This window comes from Streptomyces sp. NPDC036815 (genome assembly GCF_055609205.1).
The window spans coordinates 1-17,296 of the sequence record NZ_JBVJPW010000042.1 but is presented as its reverse complement, the minus strand read 5'-3'; the positions used below and the strand labels follow the sequence as shown (position 1 = coordinate 17,296).

The 17,296-nt window shown below is 72.4% G+C and carries 12 protein-coding genes and 1 pseudogene; 2 read left to right on the top strand and 11 right to left on the bottom strand.

All coding sequences use genetic code 11. The features are described 5' to 3' along the window. From ACZ69I_RS38815 to ACZ69I_RS38790, 6 genes are all read right to left on the bottom strand, one after another. Positions 1 to 142, bottom strand: a 142-nt coding sequence (locus tag ACZ69I_RS38815; protein ID WP_470837227.1) for a flavodoxin domain-containing protein, incomplete at its 3' end; no start/stop codon positions are given. Positions 143 to 221: 79 nt separating this feature from the next. Further along, the gene (locus ACZ69I_RS38810; protein ID WP_470837226.1) at positions 222 to 1,301 is read right to left on the bottom strand and encodes a class I SAM-dependent methyltransferase; all 1,080 of its coding nucleotides are present in this window, start codon (positions 1,299 to 1,301) and stop codon (positions 222 to 224) included. Further along, the gene (locus ACZ69I_RS38805; protein ID WP_467682415.1) at positions 1,298 to 2,452 is read right to left on the bottom strand and encodes a DegT/DnrJ/EryC1/StrS family aminotransferase; all 1,155 of its coding nucleotides are present in this window, start codon (positions 2,450 to 2,452) and stop codon (positions 1,298 to 1,300) included. Before ACZ69I_RS38805 ends, ACZ69I_RS38810 begins: the two co-directional genes overlap by 4 nt. Before the next feature lie 5 nt (positions 2,453 to 2,457). Next, a complete protein-coding gene (locus ACZ69I_RS38800) occupies positions 2,458 to 3,033 on the bottom strand; it encodes a cupin domain-containing protein (RefSeq protein ID WP_470837225.1) in 576 nt (191 codons plus the stop codon). A gap of 96 nt (positions 3,034 to 3,129) precedes the next feature. Beyond that, positions 3,130 to 4,197, bottom strand: a complete 1,068-nt coding sequence (locus tag ACZ69I_RS38795; RefSeq protein WP_467682417.1) for a type III polyketide synthase — start codon at positions 4,195 to 4,197, stop codon at positions 3,130 to 3,132. Positions 4,198 to 7,197: 3,000 nt separating this feature from the next. Next, a complete protein-coding gene (locus tag ACZ69I_RS38790) occupies positions 7,198 to 8,157 on the bottom strand; it encodes an aromatase/cyclase (RefSeq protein WP_470837223.1) in 960 nt (319 codons plus the stop codon). A gap of 676 nt (positions 8,158 to 8,833) precedes the next feature. Here ACZ69I_RS38790 and ACZ69I_RS38785 point away from each other — a divergent pair. Beyond that, positions 8,834 to 10,036 carry a hypothetical protein gene (locus ACZ69I_RS38785; protein ID WP_470837221.1) on the top strand — a complete coding sequence of 401 codons (1,203 nt, stop codon included), beginning with the start codon at positions 8,834 to 8,836 and terminating at the stop codon, positions 10,034 to 10,036. A gap of 51 nt (positions 10,037 to 10,087) precedes the next feature. On the opposite strand, the gene ACZ69I_RS38780 is transcribed toward ACZ69I_RS38785, so the two are convergent. The 4 genes and pseudogenes from ACZ69I_RS38780 to ACZ69I_RS38765 form a co-directional block, all read right to left on the bottom strand. Beyond that, entirely contained in the window at positions 10,088 to 10,585 is a 498-nt protein-coding gene (locus tag ACZ69I_RS38780; RefSeq protein WP_470837220.1) for a zinc finger domain-containing protein, read from the bottom strand. A gap of 120 nt (positions 10,586 to 10,705) precedes the next feature. After that, positions 10,706 to 12,018, bottom strand: a pseudogene (locus ACZ69I_RS38775) (UDP-glucose dehydrogenase family protein). A 70-nt stretch (positions 12,019 to 12,088) separates the two neighbouring features. Next, positions 12,089 to 12,529, bottom strand: coding sequence for an NUDIX domain-containing protein (locus tag ACZ69I_RS38770; RefSeq protein WP_467682420.1), 441 nt, complete (start codon positions 12,527 to 12,529; stop codon positions 12,089 to 12,091). A gap of 28 nt (positions 12,530 to 12,557) precedes the next feature. Continuing rightward, complete coding sequence (locus ACZ69I_RS38765; RefSeq protein WP_467682421.1) at positions 12,558 to 14,324, bottom strand: asparagine synthetase B family protein; 1,767 nt, start codon at positions 14,322 to 14,324, stop codon at positions 12,558 to 12,560. Between the two features lie 321 nt (positions 14,325 to 14,645). Here ACZ69I_RS38765 and ACZ69I_RS38760 point away from each other — a divergent pair, with 321 nt between their 5' ends. Next, positions 14,646 to 16,037, top strand: a complete 1,392-nt coding sequence (locus tag ACZ69I_RS38760) for a sporulation protein (protein ID WP_470837218.1) — start codon at positions 14,646 to 14,648, stop codon at positions 16,035 to 16,037. 915 nt (positions 16,038 to 16,952) lie between these two features. Here the strand turns inward: ACZ69I_RS38760 and ACZ69I_RS38755 are convergent. Further along, the coding region (locus ACZ69I_RS38755; protein ID WP_470837216.1) for an AfsR/SARP family transcriptional regulator at positions 16,953 to 17,296 on the bottom strand (344 nt) is incomplete at its 5' end.

The window sequence follows — 17,296 nt, the reverse complement described above, 5'->3', positions numbered from 1 at the left end:
CCGCCTGCGGGGCGGTCTCGGCGACCTTGCGCAGCCGCACGTTCGCCCCGGCCTTCTCCGCGCCCTCGGCCACGGCCTGCGCCAGGGTGTGCACGGTGCCGGTCGCGCTGTAATAGATGATTGCCACGTTCACAGGTTCCACGGTGCTGTCCTTTTCGGTGTGCGGGTGCTGCGGGCGCCTCTGCTGCGGGCGCCTCTGGTGCGGGCGGGCCGGCCGGGGGCTAGCGGGCGATGACCAGGGTGGCGGGCGGGGCGGCGTGGAAGGTGATGTCGCTGAAGCCGGCCTTGGTGAGCCAGGCGTGGTAGTCCGCGCGCCGCCAGGTGCCGCCCTGCTGGGACTTCAGGAGCATTTCGGAGGCGAACAGCAGCGGGAAGGCCGGGCCGCTGCGGTCGTCGTCGACGACGTAGTCGCACACCACCAGGGCGCCGCCGGGCTTGAGGGCGTCCTTGAGGCGGGTGAAGACCGCGATGTTGTCCTGGGGGCCTTCCTGGTGGGCGATGTGGGAGTACACCGCGACGTCGTAGGCGCCGTGGCCGAAGTCGGTGGTGTGGAAGTCGCCGTCGATGCAGGTGAAGCGGTCGCTCAGGCCGCGTTCGGCGAGCAGGCGGCGGGCGATGGCGTTGATGGGTTCCCAGTCCAGCTGGGTGGCGCGGGCGGCGGGGTTGCGCTCGAGCCAGGTGGCGGAGTAGATGCCCGAACCGCCGCCGATGTCCAGGATGGACAGTTCCCCGGCCCCGGCCAGGCCCAGCACGTCGGCGGCGACGGCGGCGGCGGGCACCGACTGGGCGGCGATGGCCGGCACGACCTCGCCCCAGTGCGGGTTGTCGGCGACTTCGGTGGTGGGGTCGCTGACCGGGCCGCCGGCGCGGACCACCTCGGGCAGCGCGGCCAGCTTGGCCATGTGGGTGAGTTTGAGCCGGGCCATCGCCGACAGGTCGGCGGGCCGGCCGGCGACCAGGTAGGCGGAGGCGGCAGCGGTGTTGCGGTAGGCGCCCCGGGCCAGGGTGATCAGGCCGATGCTGACCAGGCCGTCCAGCAGGGTCTGGGCGCCGCGTTCGCTGATCTTCGCCCGCCGGGCGAGTTCGGCGGCGCTGTCGGCGCCGTGCTCCAGGTGGGTGAAGACCTGGTGCTCGGCGGCGGCGCCGAGCAGGCCGGTGGACCAGTAGCCGTTGATCAGCCGCAGCACGGTGTCCGGGCCGGTGTCCGGGCCGGTGTCCGGGCCGGCGCCGGTGCCGGTGCCGGTGCCGGGGGCGGTGTCCGGGCCGGGGCCGGTGGGTGCGGTGGGCGGGTGGGTGCTCATGCGGTTCCTCCCCGGCCCGCGGGGGCCGCGTGGGTGCGAAGGGCGGTGCGCAGCGCCGTGACGACCCGTTCGATCTGCTCGGGGGTGAGTTCGGCGTGCATGGGGATGGCCAGGTGGCGGGCGAACAGGTCGGCCGAGACGGGGCAGCTCTGCTTGCCGGCGAAGACGGGCTGCAGGTGGCTGGCCCAGGTGCCGTGGCCGCAGCCGATGCCCTGGCCGCGCAGGTCAGCGGCCAGGGCCGCCCGGTCGACGCGCGGGTCCAGGGCGACCAGGTAGGACTGCCAGGCGTGGGTGCGGTCGGCGGGCACCTGGGGCAGGCTCAGCAGTTCCTCGCCGGCCAGGAGTTCGCCGTAGGCGGCGGCCACCGCGGTGCGCCGGGCCAGGAGTTCCTCGATCCGGCCGAGCTGGATCTGCAGGATGGCCGCGGCGATGTCGGAGAGTTTGAAGTTGTAGCCGACCTCGGTGAATTCCGGCACCGGCAGGCCGACGATCTTCGACTGGTCGAAGATGCTGCCGATGCCGAAGGAGGAGCGCAGCCGGGCATCGGCGGCGATCGCCGGGTCGGCGGCCAGCAGCGCGCCGCCCTCGCCGCTGGTGGCGCCCTTGCGGCCGTGGAAGGACAGGCAGGCCAGCGGGGCCAGCGCGCCGGCCTGGCGGCCCTGGTAGGTGGCGCCGACCGCGCAGGCGGCGTCCTCGATGAGGAACAGCCCGTGGCGGTCGGCCAGTTCCTGCAGCTGCTGGTAGTCGGCGGGCAGGCCCACGGTGTCCACCGCGATGATGCCGGTGGTGCGCGGGGTGATGAGGTCGGCGACCGCCTGCACGTCGATGGTGTGGGTGTCGGGGCGCACGTCGGCGAAGACGGGCACCGCCTGCAGGTAGCGCACCGCGTGGGCGGGGGCGGGGAAGGTGTAGTCGGCGACGATGACCTCGTCGCCGCCCTGCACGCCCAGGGCCAGCAGCGCCAGGTGCAGGGCGGCGCCGCAGTTGCTCAGGGCGACCGCCTGCCTGCTGTAGCGCTGGGCGAGCTGGGCTTCCAGGGCCTTGCCCCGGGGGCCCTGGCCGGCCGGCCAGCCGGAGGCGAACACCTCGGCGACGGCGGCCAGTTCCTGCTCGCCCAGGCTGGCGTGGACCAGGGGAATGGCGGAGGTCACGGCGTTCACTGTCCCTGTCCTTGTCCTTGATTCTGTGTGTGTTGTTGGTGGTGCTGGGGGGCGGGGGGTTCGAAGCGCAGCGGGGTCAGCTCCTGGACGTCGTAGCGCTTGCGCATCTCCTCCACCGCCGCGGGGTCCACGGTGGTGCCGCGCGCCCAGATCTCGGCGATCTCTTCGAAGTAGCGCTCGTGGTCGGGCGAGGGGAAGCTCTGGAAGAGCATCGTGACCGGCTGGTCGGTGGCGTTGCGAAAGGCGTGCGGGACGCCCGAGGGCACGAACATGCAGCCGCCCTCGCCCGCGCGGATGACCCGCTCGCCGCCGGCGGAGCGCCAGTGGTGCCAGGTGTCGGTGGTGCGCTCGGTGGGCTCGAAGCACATCAGGTCCAGCTCGCCCTTGAGGACGTAGAAGAACTCCTGGGACTCGTGGTGGACGTGGGCGCCGACGTCGAAGCCGGGCGGTACGACCACCTCGAAGATGGAGACGGCCGAGCCCTGCGCGTGGGTGGCCTTGAAGGTCACCTCCTGCGCGGGGGTGACCAGCTTGCGTCCCCCGCCGGGCGGCACGATCAGGCTGCCTGTCATGGGTGTGGGTTTCCTTCACACGGATCGGTGTGCGCCGCGCGCGGCGCGGCAGCACGAAGAGGCCCCCGGTGGCGGCGGGGCGGGAAGGGGGGCAGGTCAGCCGGCGGCGGGCGGGGCGTCGGCGGCCCAGCGGCCCAGGGCCATCTCGGCGGTGATGCCGGGGCCGAACCCAGCGATCAGTCCGGTGGCGTCGGGCATCGGGGTGTCCTCCTCGAACAGGCGCAGGGCGGCGTCCAGGACGACGGCGCTGGCGATGTTGCCGTACTCGGTCAGCGTCGCCCAGCTGTGGCGGAAGACCTTGCGGTCCACGTCGAGGAACTTGGCGAGGTCGTTGAGGATGCGCGGCCCGCCGGCGTGCACGATGTAGAAGTCGAGGTTGGAGGCGTCCCAGCGGTGGCCGGCGGCGAACTCGCGCAGCACCGGGGCCAGCGGCTCCATCGTGCCCGGCACCCGGCGGTCCAGCTGGAAGTGGAAGCCGGTGTCGCGCACCGCGTAGGAGATCCAGTCCTCGGTGTGGGGGATGAGGTAGGAGGAGTTGGCCTCCAGCTCGATGCCGGTGCCGCCGCGGCCGCGCACCACCGCGGCCGCGACCGCGTCGCCGAACAGGCCGTCGGAGAGCAGCGAGCCGATGTCGTCCATGTCGGGCTGGTAGCACAGCGAGCACAGCTCGCAGGCGACGATCAGGACGTTGCTGCCGGGGTGGGCCAGGCAGAAGTCGTGCGCGCGGTTGATCGCGGCGCCGCCCGCCGCGCAGCCCAGCTGCGCGATGGGAATCTGGCGGGTGTCGGAGCGAAAGCCCAGCTTGTTGATGAGCCAGGCGGTCAGCGAGGGCATCAGGAACCCGGTGCACGACACGTAGATGATCGCGTCGATGTCACGGGCGGTGACCTCGGCGTTGGCCAGGGCCTCCTCGACGACCTGGGGGGTGCGCTTTTTCGACTCGGCCTCGTAGATACGGTTGCGTTCGGTCAGGCCCGGGTGGCGCAGGGTCTGCTCGATGGGCTGCACGATATGCCGCTTCTGCACCCCCGTGTTGCGGATCAGCCTGAGCGCCAGGGGAAGCTGCGGCTTCCCGGCGTGGACCTTCTCGGCGAACTGCACCGTCTCTTCGGCGGTGATGACGTATTCCGGCACACGCACTGACGGCTTGCATAGCCTCGGCATATCGGGAATCCACTTTCTCTAGAGTCTGCCTTCTGCACGTGAAGAAGCGTTCGCGCACACCCGGCCGCCCCCTTCTTGAAGGGGGCGGCCGGGGGGGGTGACGGCGCGGCGGTGACGGCGTCTGCCGTACCGCCTTCGGCCGCCTCCGCACCCCCACCCCGCACACCCGGTCCGCCCGGCCCGCCCGGCGGGGCGGGCAACGGGACGGGGCGGGGGTGCGGGGTGGGGCGGAGGCGGCCGAAGGCGGCAGGGGAGCAACGCGCCGGCCGGGGCCGGGACGTGGCGCCCGCGGCCACCGTCCGGTTCGAGCCCGCCGTCCGGTTGGCGCCGGTGTCCGGGGGCGGACCCGGGCCCCGGGGCCCGGCCGGTGCCGGGCAGGGCGGTGGCCCGGACGGCGGGGGCCGGCCGGGCCGCGAAGCAGGGGGCGTGGGGGAAAGCGGGAACCTGAACGCACGGCCGCCGGAAGGGGGGTGGTGCAGGTGCCTGCGGACAACACGGCCGGACCCAGCAGCAACAGGCCCGCCGCACCACGAGGGGCAACCCCCGCCGGCCCGGCCCGCCAGCGCGCCGGCGCACCGGCGCGTCATGACAGGAAGGGCTTTACCGGCCCGCAGAAAAAAAGGGGGGAAAGCAGCGCCGCAAAGGGGGCGAGAAAACTCGGCACGACCCGTGGGGGGCGGCGGCTACGACCGGCACCCCACCGCCTCGAAAACGGCTTTGGGCAGGGAAGTCGTGCAGAAATAGTGACACGGATGCCGCCCCTGCACCAAGGCCCCCCGAAAGTGACGTAGGTCACGACCTGCGGGTCCGGCACCCGGCCGGGCGCGGAGCCTTCCCGTCCGGATCCGCCCCGGCCGCAGGGGGCGGTGAGGCGGGCGGGTGCGGGGCGGGTGCGGGGTGGGGCGGGCCAACCGGGCGGGCGGTGCGGGGTGTTGGAGGCGGGGCATGCGGGGCGGGGCGGGTGACGGGGGTGAGCCGCCTGCCGCCCGCCGCCAGGCCAAGCGATCACCCGCACCCCCGGCCTCGGCCCGGGGGGGAGTGGCGCGGTAGGCGGGCGCGGGGCAACCGGGCGGGATGCGGCAGGGGCTGGGAGGGGCGGGTGCGGGGCGGGCCCCGGCGGCGCGCCCCGCGCTCATCCCCTCCAAACGTGGGGTGCCCCCTTCCCCGGTGCCGGCCTGGGGTGCGGCGGGGCAGGCGGGCGCGGGGCAAGGGGGCGGGATGCGGCGGGGGTTGGGAGGGGCGGGTGCGGGGCGGGCCCCGGGCGGCGCACCCCGCGCTCGCCCCCTCCGCACGCAGGGCAGGCCCCTCCCCCAGTCCCGGCCGGGGGGCGGCGCGGCGGGGCAGACGAGTGCGGGGCAACCGGGCGGGGTGCAGCAGGGGTTGGGAGGGGCGGGTGCGGGGCGAGCCCCGGCGGCGCGCCCCGCGCTCACCCCCTCCAAACGCGGGAGGACCCCTTCCCCGGCCATGGCCTGGGGGGGGCGGCGGGGCAGGCGGGCGCGGGGCAAGAGGGCGGGATGCGGCGGGAGTTGGGAGGGCGGCTGCGGGGCGGGCGGGTTACGGGGCGGGCCGCCCGGCGCCCCTGCCGCCAGGCCAAGCGATCGCCCGCACCCCCGGCCTCGGCCCGGAGGTGCGGCAGCGGGATAGGTGGGCGCGGGCAAGGGGGCGGGGCGCGGCAGGAATTGGGAGGGCGGTCGCGAGGCCAGGCCCCGGCGGCGCACCCCGCGATCGCCTGCCCCAAACGCAGGGCCGCCCCCTCCCCCGGCTGCGCCCTCATCTGGAGGTGGCGCACGGCACGGCAGGGCCTACCCACCCCCGGGTCTGGGTGCGCGTGGTGCGGCCCGGGCCGCACAGGGGCGGCGAGTCGAGGGGGTCGAGGGGGTCGAGGGCAGGAACAACCCCTCCTCGCCCAGCGGTGCCACCGAGCGCGGCAGAGCCCATTCCCGAGGCTGGGCGCGCGCAGTACGGGCCGGGCCGTACTGCGACGGCGCCCCTCTCCCCTATATAAGAGGACACCCAACCCGCCTTGTCCGCAGGGCGCCGCCCGGCACGGCAGAACCCCGCCCCCGGGGCTGGGCGCGCGCGGTGCAGCCCCGGGCACGCGCAGCGGTGGCGGCCGCCCGAGGGGGCGCCACCCGCCTGGCCCGGAAGCGGGCACCGGGGCAGGGCACCGGCTCCGAGACTGGGCGCGCGGTGCGACCCCGGGCACGCCGCAGCGCCCCCGGGAGGGGACAACCAACCCCTGCTGCACCGGGCAGGCATCGCCGTCGCCGGGTGGGTCCGGGGTGCCGCCGGCGCGCTGCGGGGTGCGGGACCCCAGGACCCCGGGGAGCGGGTTCAGGGGCATGGGCCAGGAGGGGGATGTGGGCCGCTGGGGTGTGCCCCCGTCCGGCTCCACCCCCGCGTCCGGCCCCTCAAGGCCGGGGCCCGGGTTGGAGCGGTGGGCCAACCCCGCTCCCGCAGGAGGCCGTTGAGGCACCCCGCCCACGCACCGCAGGGCCGGGGGGCAGGGACCAGGGGCGGGGCATGCCCCCGGCCACCCCCGCCACCCCGCGCCATCCCCCGGGCCGGTCCGGGCCAGGCGGCGGGCCGGTCCTCGCCCCCAGGCCGCCGCTGGAGCACCCCGCCCATGCGCCGCCTCACGGGCCGGGGGCGGAGGCCGGCCCGATGGCGTTCCCCCACCCCGGCCCTCCCCCAGGCCCAGCCCCCGGCCGGGCGGAGCCGCAGCGAGGCGCCAACCCTGCACCCGCACACCGCCATTGAGGGGCCAACCCTGCACCCCGCACACCGGCATTGACCCCGATACGCCGCATGGGCGCGGGAGCCCCAGCGGCATGCCCCCGCCCAACTCCACCCCCGCACCAGCCTCCCAGCCCGGGCCCGGGCCGGACCTGGGCCGTGGGCCGGGGCCGGGGGCCGGGGCCGGGGGCCAACCATGCCTCTGCGGGCCGGCCGCGCGGCCGTCTGGCGGGGCGGGCCTGGGGGCCCGGGCGGGTGGCGGGGTCAGAGGACGTGGATGGCCGATTCGGCGTGCCGGCGGGCCAGGTGCAGGACCTGGCGGCTCTCGTGGCCGAGCTGGGTGCGGATGCGGCGGCGGGCATCGGCCAGGGTGGCACCCGCGCCCAGGACCTCTTCGACGGTGTCCTCGCACAGCAGGACATGGTGCTGGGCGACGACGGTGACCCCGTATTCGTCGGGCAGCACCGACCACTCCCCGCAGTGCGCACTCAGCAGCGGGCGGGGCGCGGTCGCCTTGTGCACGATGCGCCCGGCATGCGGAAAACAGATCCGCAGCCCCGACTCGCGGTGCCACCCGCTGCCGTCGGCGCCGGCCAGCTCCCAGGTGACCTGCTGGATACCGGCCCGCTCCTCCCGCACCGCCACCCCGCGCACATGCGCCAGCGGCCCGGGCCAGTCGGCCGCCTCGTACAGCACCTGATAGACCAGCTCGGCCGGCCCCCTGACGCGGATGCTCTCGGCGAAGGAGAGCGCCAACTGCTCCAGACGGTCGTGGCGTTCGGCCACCCACCGCAGCCCGGCCAGAGCCGACCGGCTGCCCGCAGCGGCGAGCCCCGCGAGCCGCCGCCCCTGCCCGGGCCGCTCCCGGGCGGTGGTGACCTCATGCTCCACACCCAGCCGGCACCGGCCCGCGGCCAGCGCGGTGACCTGCCAGCGCCCCGCCACCGAGACGGCCGGCTCCCCGCACAGATCCTGACGAAAGGAAATACAGCGGCGGGTGATGTCCTGCAGCCGCTCCGAGGTCCAGGACACCACCTCCTCCCCCGCCAGCGCCCACACCCGCAGCCGTTCATGAACACCGTCGAAATCCAGACGCTGGGCATAGACATGACCCGGCAGATACAGCGGCCAGCGCTCCGGATCAGCGATCAGCGCATAGACGACACCGGCCGGCGCGGCCACCTCCACGGTGTGCGCCAGATGATGGGTACGCTGCCCGGACAACCGGGCCTCCTCTCCCGCGCCCCGCCACACCCACAAGCGCACCGGGGCCCTCAGGTCCCCGGCGAAAAACAAGGGGGGCATGGTGGCAGTCTCTTTTTACCGGGCACTCTCCCCCACCCCGCTCGACCCCCACCCGCACACCACTCAAGCCCCCCACCCGCCGAACGCGCACACGGACAACCCACCTCCCGTGCCGGACGGCCAACTCCGCCGCCGCAGCCTCAAGTTCTTCCACCCGCTGGCGTGCCGCCCCCTCCCGCGCCTGAAGCTCTTCCGGCAAAGCCACCATGGCATCCCACCTCCACCCCGCCACGGCAGAAGCACGACGCCGCCGCCACACACCCATCAGCGTCTTCCCAGCTCAGCTATCCCCCGAGAGGATCCGTACCCGAAGCCGGGCGCTGCGGCCTCGTTCGAGGGCCACCACCGGTCGGGCCCCGGAGCGCTGTCGCGCGGCCCATACGTGGTTGCAGGCGCCATCTACCTCGGCTAACTTCCCCTAATGCCCACTCAACATCGAATGAACAGACGGCGTTTGACCGTGCGGGGCCACCTTGCAGGCATACTTTTCGGCCTGACCGCCCTGGGGGCGGGCCTGGTGGCCGCTCCCTCCGTCGCGGCAGCGGCCGAAGCGCCTCCGGAGACTCTGAAGTCGATACCCAGCTCCAAGTTCAAGATGCTTACCACCGACGGGGCCTGGACCGCCTCCCGCGAGGCGGTCGAGGCGGTCGAGGCCACAGGAACGGTCACCAAGGTGACGCCGACACAGGTCGCGGCCTCGGGCCAGCACGTGGGCAGGGCGGGACTCTGTCACTCCACAGGACTCGACATCAGGCTCGACCCGGACGGCTTCTGCTGGGACACGACCGACGACGTGACCAACAACTACGACAACGTCAAGGGCGGTTGGATGCCGCAGGGGCTGACCGCAAGTCACGATGCTTCCCCCGACGCAACCATCGAAGGCAACCACCTGTACGCGGCCTCCTGGCACTACGGGAAGGGCGGATCGAAGAACGAGTTCGCCCGGATCACCCTCGCCAAGAACCAGGGAGGCACCGCTCCCTCCTACGGGCACGTCCTCCTGGTCGTGCCCTCCGTCGCCGGGACGTCGGGGACTTTCACTCCGGTGGAGAACACCCACGCGGACGGCATGGTTTGGTACGGCAACCGGCTGTTCGTGGCCAACGGCGGCGAACTCCAGGTCTACGACATGCGTCACCTGTGGAAGATGACATCCCTCGCCGAGAACGTCGGCGTCGACAACGGGAAGTCGTCCGCCCGCTGGCATCAGTGGGCCATGCCCATGATCGGGCGCTATGACATCGAGGGCGCGCACGAGGGCTCGGGCTGTACACCCGGCACCGGCACCGAGATCTGCCTCAGCTCCCTCAGCCTGGACCGCAGCTCCTACCCCGACGCCCTCGTCTCCAGCGAACACGTCACCTACGCGACCTCGGCCACGGGTGTGCGCGGTCGCCTCGCACGCTGGCCGCTGAACGCGGATGTGGCGCTGCCCAAGGCTGACGACGGCAGTGGCATCGGCACCACCACGGCATCGGCCGCCTACACGTCGCCGGTGTGGGCTGCGCAGGGCACCGCGACCGACGGCACCTATTACTACTCCAGCGGGGCCTGCCCCACGGGTTGGCGGCAGGACGGCGAGCCACCGGTCAAGGACCCCGCGGCACTCAACTGCATCCACCGCGCCAAGCCGAACGAGGCCCCCCACGTACTCACCCGCTCCCCCCGCCTCACCCAGAATCTCTCCTACGCCCCGAAATCGGGCCGTCTGTGGGGGACGAACGAGAGCATGTACGTGGCACCCGGCCAGCAACGCACCGGAGACCGGGTCGTCTTCTCCATCAAACTCCCCTGATTTTCCACCGGGCCGCAGAACCCCACGGCCCGGTAGGGCGCGGCCGGCCGGTCAGCCCTCGGGCCGTTCCTTCTCGATCGCCTTCATCCTGCGGACCATGTCGATCCGCGCGCGGATCATCGCGTCGGACAGGGCATCCGGACCGCCGTCGGGCCCGGCGTTCGCAGCTGGCAACGAGGCCACTTCGCTGGCGAGGACGGTGACCGGGCCGGGCCTCCCCACGGGTCCGCGGACCTCGATCAGTTTGCGCGCGGCGAAGTCGATGCGGTCCATGGCCTCCTCACCCTGGAAAAACAGCCCGAGCCGGTCGCTGAGGACCATACGGACGATCACCACCCCGCCGGCCGGAGCGGTCTCCACGTTGAAGTCGGCGCGGGCCTTCTCCCTCTCCTCGAGCACGGCCGGAGTCGTGAAGGTCCGCTGCTCCGGGATGAGACCTTCCTTCCGCCACTTCGCGTACGCGATGGGGACCGCAACTTCGTGAGCACCGGGCCCTGCGGCGATGGCGCTTTCCGCACGTGATGAGCACTGCTCGGAAGCGCGGATCATGAGCAGAACGTCCCAGAGCGCCGTCCCTTGGTGGTCGCTGTGCGTAACGCTGCACCAAGGATCGGGACGGGTCCCCGGTCTCGCTGGCCGGGGACCCGCAGCCATTGCGGGAACGCGGGGTCAGGGCCTGCCCAGCGATCGGACAGTCCATCCGGCCTCGCGCCAGGTCACGGTGTTGAGGGTGCCGCGTCCGTCGATGACCTTCGGGCTCGCTGCGCGGGAGGCGAGGCGGTGCGGGTCGACGTGGGAGAACTGCGGCCACTCGGTCAGGTGCAGCAGCAGGTCGGCGTCCTGGACGGCGGCGGTCGGGTCGTCGAGGTAGTCAAGTTCGGGGTGTGTCTTGCGGGCGTTGTCGACGGCCTGTGGGTCTGTGACGGTGGCGCCGAGTTCGTGGAGCTTCTGGGCGACGGCCAGGGCGGGTGAGTCGCGGATGTCGTCAGTGTCCGGCTTGAAGGCGGCGCCCCAGATGGTGATGCGTTTGCCGGCGAGGTCGCCGTCGAGCTGTTCGCGGGCGAGGTCGACCATGCGCTCGCGGCGGCGGTTGTTGATCGCGTCGACCTCTCGGAGGATCGTCAGGGCCTGGTCGGCGCCGAGGCCGCCGGCGCGGGCCATGAAGCCGCGGATGTCCTTGGGGAGGCAGCCACCGCCGAAGCCGAGGCCGGGCCGCATCCCGCGACGGCCGATCCTTGCGTCCTGGCCGAGGATGCCGGCGAGGGTGGTGACGTCGGCGCCGGAGGCTTCGCAGACCTCGGCGATGGCGTTGATGAAGGAGATCTTCGTAGCGAGGAAGGCGTTCGCGGACGCCTTGGCGAGCTCTGCGGTGGCCCAGTCGGTGACGATCGCCGGCGTCCCGACTCGATGATCTCCTCGAAGCACTGCCGCAGGACGGCTTCGGCCCAGGAGCGCTCGGCATCGAAGCCGAGGACGAGGCGGTCGGGGCGAAGGGTGTCGTCGATGGCGAAGGACTCGCGCAGGAACTCCGGGTTCCAGGCGACCTCGATCGCGTTGCCGGCGGGTGCGCACTCATGGAGCATGTCGCGGACTTGGGGTGCGGTGCCGACCGGGACGGTGGACTTCACCGCGACGACGGCCGGGCACTTGAGACGGGGGGCGAGCTGGCGAACGGCGGTGAACAGGTGAGAGAGGTGGTAGGCGTTCTCGCCGGGCTGCTGTGGGGTGCCGACACCGATGAAGCGCAGGTCGGCGAAGGCGGCGGCCTCCGCGTAGGAGGCGGTGAACTCCAGTCGCCCCGAGGCGGTGTGCTTGGTGATCAGGTCGTCGAGGTCGCGTTCGTGGAAGGGGGCCCTGCCGGAGTTGAGGATCGCGACCTTGCCCATGTCGCAGTCCATGCCGAGGACCTCGTGTCCGAGTTCGGCCATGCAGGCGGCGTGGGTGGCGCCGAGGTAGCCGCAGCCGACGACGGTGAGCTTCATGAGCGGGATTCCTTTGTGAGGTGGGGCCGCCGACGGCCCCACCTCTGCGCCGCCCGGATGGGCGGGGTGCTCAGGCGGGCCGCGTGGCCAGGTAGCGGTTGATCCCGTCGCGGATGAACGGCGGAATCGTGCGGAAGGCGAGGTCCTCGGGGGTGAGGAACTGGAGCTTCACGCCCTCCGCGAGAGGCAGTGCGGTTTCGTCGCCGTCCCAGGAGGCGGAGAAGAACGTGATCAGCTGCCCCGAGCCGTGCTCGTCACGGATCTCGAACAGCTCGGTGAGATCGGCGATGTCGGTCAGTCCGGCTTCCTCGTCGAGTTCGCGGATGATGGTGGTGGCCGGGTCCTCCCCGGGGTCGCAGCCGCCGCCAAGGACGCTCCAGTGGTCCGGCCAGGCGATCACGCCGGGCAGGTTGTCACGGAGGTGCAGGAGGAGTTCTCCGCGGCGGTTGGCGATGATCGCGACCGCTCCGCGGGCGGTGGCCGGGCTTTCGGCGGTGGTGTCCTGGTGCATCCGGACACCGTAGTGAGGTGAGGGATGATCACGCGGCAGTCCTCACCGTCTGGTTGCGAAACCAGGCGGCAGCCATGAGCGACTGCATCCGGGTGCGGTCGAACCGTCCGCTGGGCTCGGGCCCACCTTCCAGCAGTGGCCGCATCGCGGCCGGGGCCTCCGCCAGGGCGGTGTTGATCTGGGCGTCCGCCCAGTCGGCGAGCTGGCCGTTCAGCCAGGCGGGAACCGGGGAGGCGAAGCCGAGCTTGTCCCGGCTGCCCCAGACCTCCCGCGGCAGGCCGACGGCCTTGGCGGCGTCCCGCAGGATCCTCTTGCCCTCAGCCGGGTGGTCGATCTTGTGGCCGACGGGCAGCCGGTAGGACAGCTCGACCAGCTCCCGGGCCAGGAAGGGGGACCGACGTTCGAGGGCGTATGCGGAGGCGAGCTTGTCGCTGGTCATCACCAACGGCCGCCATGCCGTGGCCAGGTCGGCGAGAGTGAGGCCGCGGGCCAGGTCCCCGTTCGCCCCCTCTATCGCGGCGGCGATCAGGTCGCGGATCCGCCGGTCGGGGTCGGGACCGCGCAGAGCGAGCCGGGTGACCGCCTCGGCTGGGTCGAGATCCTCGCCGGCGGCGTGCATCAGTTTCGCGGCCAGCGGCTTGTAGGCGTCCAACCCAGCGGCGATCACGGCGTCCGGGCCGAAGAGGACCAGGGAGTGGCGGACGTAGCCCATCAGGAACTCGTCCGGGCCGAGCCCGCCGACCACCACCTTCAGTCCGAGGTCCGCGATCTTCCGGTAGGCCATGTACTCGGAGAACGTGGACGCGTTGCCCATCGGGTAGTCCAGTGCGGACATCATGTGCGGCAGCACCTTGGTGAAGTCGATCGCATCCGGCTCGACCACCACAAGCTCTGCGCCGATGTCGGAGGCGATCCGGGTCGCGATCTGCGACTCGTCGAGGCGGTCCTGGCCCCGGTAGCGGACGGTGACGCAGACCGGGGGCCGCAGCAGGTAGGCCAGCACCGAGGAGTCCAGCCCGCTGGAGAGTAAGAGGGCGAAGTCGCAGACCGGGGCCCTGAGCGGGATCTGCTCGGCCAGGACGACGGAGAACTCCGCCAGGGCTTCGCGGTAGGTGCCGGTGAAGGGCTGCCGGTCGGCCAGACTCCAGTACGTGTGCTGGTCGAGGGAGCAGGTGGCGACGTCGAAGGTCAGCACGGTGGCGGGGGCCAGCAACTGGATGCCCTGGAAGGGGGTGTCGACGCCGACCGGCGTCTCGATCGCGAGGACTTCCGGCCGCAGGACCAGCGGGGAGGGTCCGTAGCCGGTCAGGGTGGTGACCTCGCTCGCGAACGCCAGTCGGCCGCCGTCCAGGCGCCAGTAGAGCGGCTTCTCCCCGAGCCGGTCCCGCGCGAGGAACAGCTTCCCGGCCCGCGGATCATAGACGGCCAGGGCGAACATGCCGTCCAGTCCATCGAGGCAGGACGGCCCGATCTTGGCCCAGGCCCGCAGCACGAAGTGCGCGTCCGTCTCCCGGTGCCCGAGCGGGATCCCCCACGCCTTCGCCTGCTGGCGGTAGTTGTAGATCTCGCCGTTGAAGGCGAGCAGGACCGCGGTCTCGCGGTCGAGGTAGGGGCCGGGCATGGCCTGCGGGTCGACGATCAGCAGCGTGTTCATGGCCAGCACCGCCCGCCCGTCCATCGCCGCGGCGTGCATGGTGCCGTCCGGGCCGCGGTGGGCCTGGGTGGCGCCCATCGCGCCGACGGTCTGCTCGTGCCGGGCGGCATCCGCTCCGGCCAGTCCTGCGATTCCGCACATATCTGGTTCACCCCCGAGTGTGGTGGTGCCGTGGCGGCGGCCGCCGCCGGAAGGAGTTCTGTTCCGGTCCGGCGGCAGCCTGGGCCCTCATCACAGCCGCCCGACAAGATCACGGGGAGGGCTCACAGGGGGGCTCACCACTCGCAAAGACGGTTCGCGGCCGAGCGGGGAGGAATATCGTCAGTGACCAACATGCGGATCGTGTACGGCTCTTCCCCCCGGCGAGTACGGGCCTCGTGCTTCATCACGTACAGGCATACGTACTCAACAGCTTGTTCGAGTCGCCCGTGGTCCGGCCTGTCACCGGCAAGGGAGAAGGTCGTGGCATCGACCACCCGCCGGACCCGTCCGCCCAACACGGACCTGGCCCGGCTCATCGAAGCCAGCCGCGCGAGCCACAAATCCCTGGCTTGGCGCGTCAACCAGCTCGCCCACCACGCCGGGATAAAGACGCACTACTCACACACATCCGTGGCGAACTGGTGCAAGCGAGGGATGACGCCGAAGTGGCCAATCCCGACCCTGTTGGCGCAGGCCATCGGCGAGAGGCTCGGCCGGCCCGTCAGCCTCAGCGAGATCGGTATGGGCGAGGCGGAGACAATCGACGCCTCGGTGGGTTTGGATTACCCGCGAGACCCCGCCGCCGCTGCCCGCGTCGCCACTTCGTTCTGGAGCTCCGTGAACCGCCGCGACTTTCTGGCTGGATCCGGCTTCGCCGCCTCCGCCTTCACCACCCCCGTCACCAGATGGCTCGTCACGCCTGCCGACGAAAACCCCGAACGCCGTGGCGGTCAACAGGTCGGCCGGGCCGACCTCGACGAACTGCGCGCGGCCGCTGACGACGCCCGCCACTGGGACTCGAAGTACGGCGGCGGGAGCTGGAAGGCCAGCTCCGTCACCGACTGCCTCGACCACCGGGCGGGCCCGCTGCTTGCAGGCTCGTTCTCCGAGAAGATCGGCCGTGAACTGTTCTCCGTGACCGCAGAGTTGTCGAGGCTGGCGGGGTGGACGGCGTTCGACGTCGGGGAGCACGATGCCGCGCAGCGCCACTTCATCCAGGCCCTGAGCCTCGCCCGTGCCGGCGGTGACGTGCAGCTGGGCTGCTATGTGCTGACCACGATGGCCATGCAGTCCCTGATGCGGGGCTTCGCGAGCGAGGCCGTCGACATGGCCCAGGGCGCCTTCAACCGGGCCCAGGACCAGGCCGCTCCACGGGTGCTTGCGTTCACCAAGCTCATCGAGGCCCGTGCGCACGCCCGCGAGAACGACCCCAGGGCCGCCTCCCGAGCCCTGGTCGCCTCCGAACACCTCCTCGACCAGGCGAAGGCCGACAGCGGCGATGAGCCTGGCTGGATCGACTTCTACCAGCACTCCCGCCTCTCGGCGGACGCTGCCGAGATCTTCCGCGACCTGAAGAACCCCAAGACGGCCCTGGTCTGGAACAAGCAGGCCGCCGCCATGGCACCCGGTGCGTTCACCCGGTCCGTCGGCATGCGCCTCGCGATCGTCGGGACCGCTCACCTCCAGGCCCGCGACCTCGACCACGGTCTCGAGCTCGGCAACCGAAGCGTCGACATCCTCGCTCGCGTCCAGTCGAGCCGCGCCAAGGACTACGTGGCCGAGTTCAACACTGCCCTCGCCCCCTGGCGGCGCCAGCCAGCCGTGCGCGAGTTCGTCCGCCGGACCCGCAGGGAGCTCGGCGTCGCCGCCTGACCGGCAGGCGCAAGGCCCAGCTCGGACGGCGGTCCTCTACCCCACCCGTGCCTCCATCGGACGCCGAGTGGGTCGCACGCTGTCGTCGCATCGATGCGGCGAAGCTGCGGCACCACGGGCTGACGAAGGACCTCATCCAAGACGCAATGCTCGTCGCCGGCCAACTGGCGACCCATGCGTTGCGGTACGGGAACGGCCTCGTCGGATTCCGCTTGATCACCACCTCGGAAACGGTTGTGACCGTGGTGACCGACAGTGCACCCGGGACCCCCCAAGGTCCGTCAGGCATCCGCAGACGACGAGAGTGGCCGGGGCATGGCCCCCGTCGGCGCCTACTCCACCGACTGGGGCGTCAGCCCTGCCTGCCCAGCGACATGGTGCACCTTCACGCTGCCCGAGAGGAAGCGCCGATGACCATCGCCGCGAAAGCCTGCGCAGAGCTGATGCGCCGTCGATACTCCGCCGGCTCCGCGTCGTTGGGCCCGCTGCATGTTGCACTGCGCCGGTCCCAGATCAGCATCGACAAGCCGGTCTTGCACGAGGACTTGGAGGCCGTGCCCGGTGAGCGGACTCGGCCGGCCTTCCGAGGAGGTCACGGAACTGGCCGACCGTCTTCGCCGGACGACAACTGCGCTCATCCAGCTCGTCCCCTACGCCGTCAGGCCGTACCCCGTCGACGCGATGCATCTCCTCATCCAGCCCACACTCACCGCCGCACCCACCCGCCGAGCGCGCCCGCAGACAACCCGCGCCCGCCGCCGTGCCCACCGGCCCGGGCGCCGACGGTATGCGCCCGTCCCGTCCCCGCCGGGCGGGGACGGCAACGGACACACCGCCGCGCCGCCGGGCCGCCGGGCCGCCCGGGGCGGGTGGCCGGCGGCGCGGCGGCCCCGGGCGTTGGCCCCGGGCGGGGGCTCAGGCGGCGTACAGGTCGAACGTCGAACCGCGCCGGGGCCCGGCCACCACATCCAGCTGCGGATCGACCGCCAGCATCGCCTGATGCAGCCGCTGGACCTGCGGCGAGGGCTCCACCCCCAGACCCTCGATCATCCGGATACGCAGCTTGCGGTAGATCTCCAGCGCCGAGGCCTGACGCCCCGACCGGTACAGCGCCACCATCGCCTGCGAATGCAGCCCCTCATGCTGGGGATAACGGGCCGTCAACTCCGTCAGCTCCGCAATCAGCTCCGAATGCCGGCCCAGCCGCAGATCCGCATCGATACGCCGCTCCACCGTCCCCAGCCGGGACTCCTCCAGAC

What these genes read in the sequence shown, in the direction of transcription:
- ACZ69I_RS38810 (WP_470837226.1), bottom strand. Translation starts at nt 1,301, where the DNA reads ATGAGCACCCACCCGCCCACCGCACCCACCGGCCCCGGCCCGGACACC.
- ACZ69I_RS38800 (WP_470837225.1), bottom strand. Translation starts at nt 3,033, where the DNA reads ATGACAGGCAGCCTGATCGTGCCGCCCGGCGGGGGACGCAAGCTGGTC.
- ACZ69I_RS38795 (WP_467682417.1), bottom strand. Translation starts at nt 4,197, where the DNA reads ATGCCGAGGCTATGCAAGCCGTCAGTGCGTGTGCCGGAATACGTCATC.
- ACZ69I_RS38785 (WP_470837221.1), top strand. Translation starts at nt 8,834, where the DNA reads ATGCTTACCACCGACGGGGCCTGGACCGCCTCCCGCGAGGCGGTCGAG.
- ACZ69I_RS38780 (WP_470837220.1), bottom strand. Translation starts at nt 10,585, where the DNA reads ATGATCCGCGCTTCCGAGCAGTGCTCATCACGTGCGGAAAGCGCCATC.
- ACZ69I_RS38770 (WP_467682420.1), bottom strand. Translation starts at nt 12,529, where the DNA reads ATGCACCAGGACACCACCGCCGAAAGCCCGGCCACCGCCCGCGGAGCG.
- ACZ69I_RS38765 (WP_467682421.1), bottom strand. Translation starts at nt 14,324, where the DNA reads ATGTGCGGAATCGCAGGACTGGCCGGAGCGGATGCCGCCCGGCACGAG.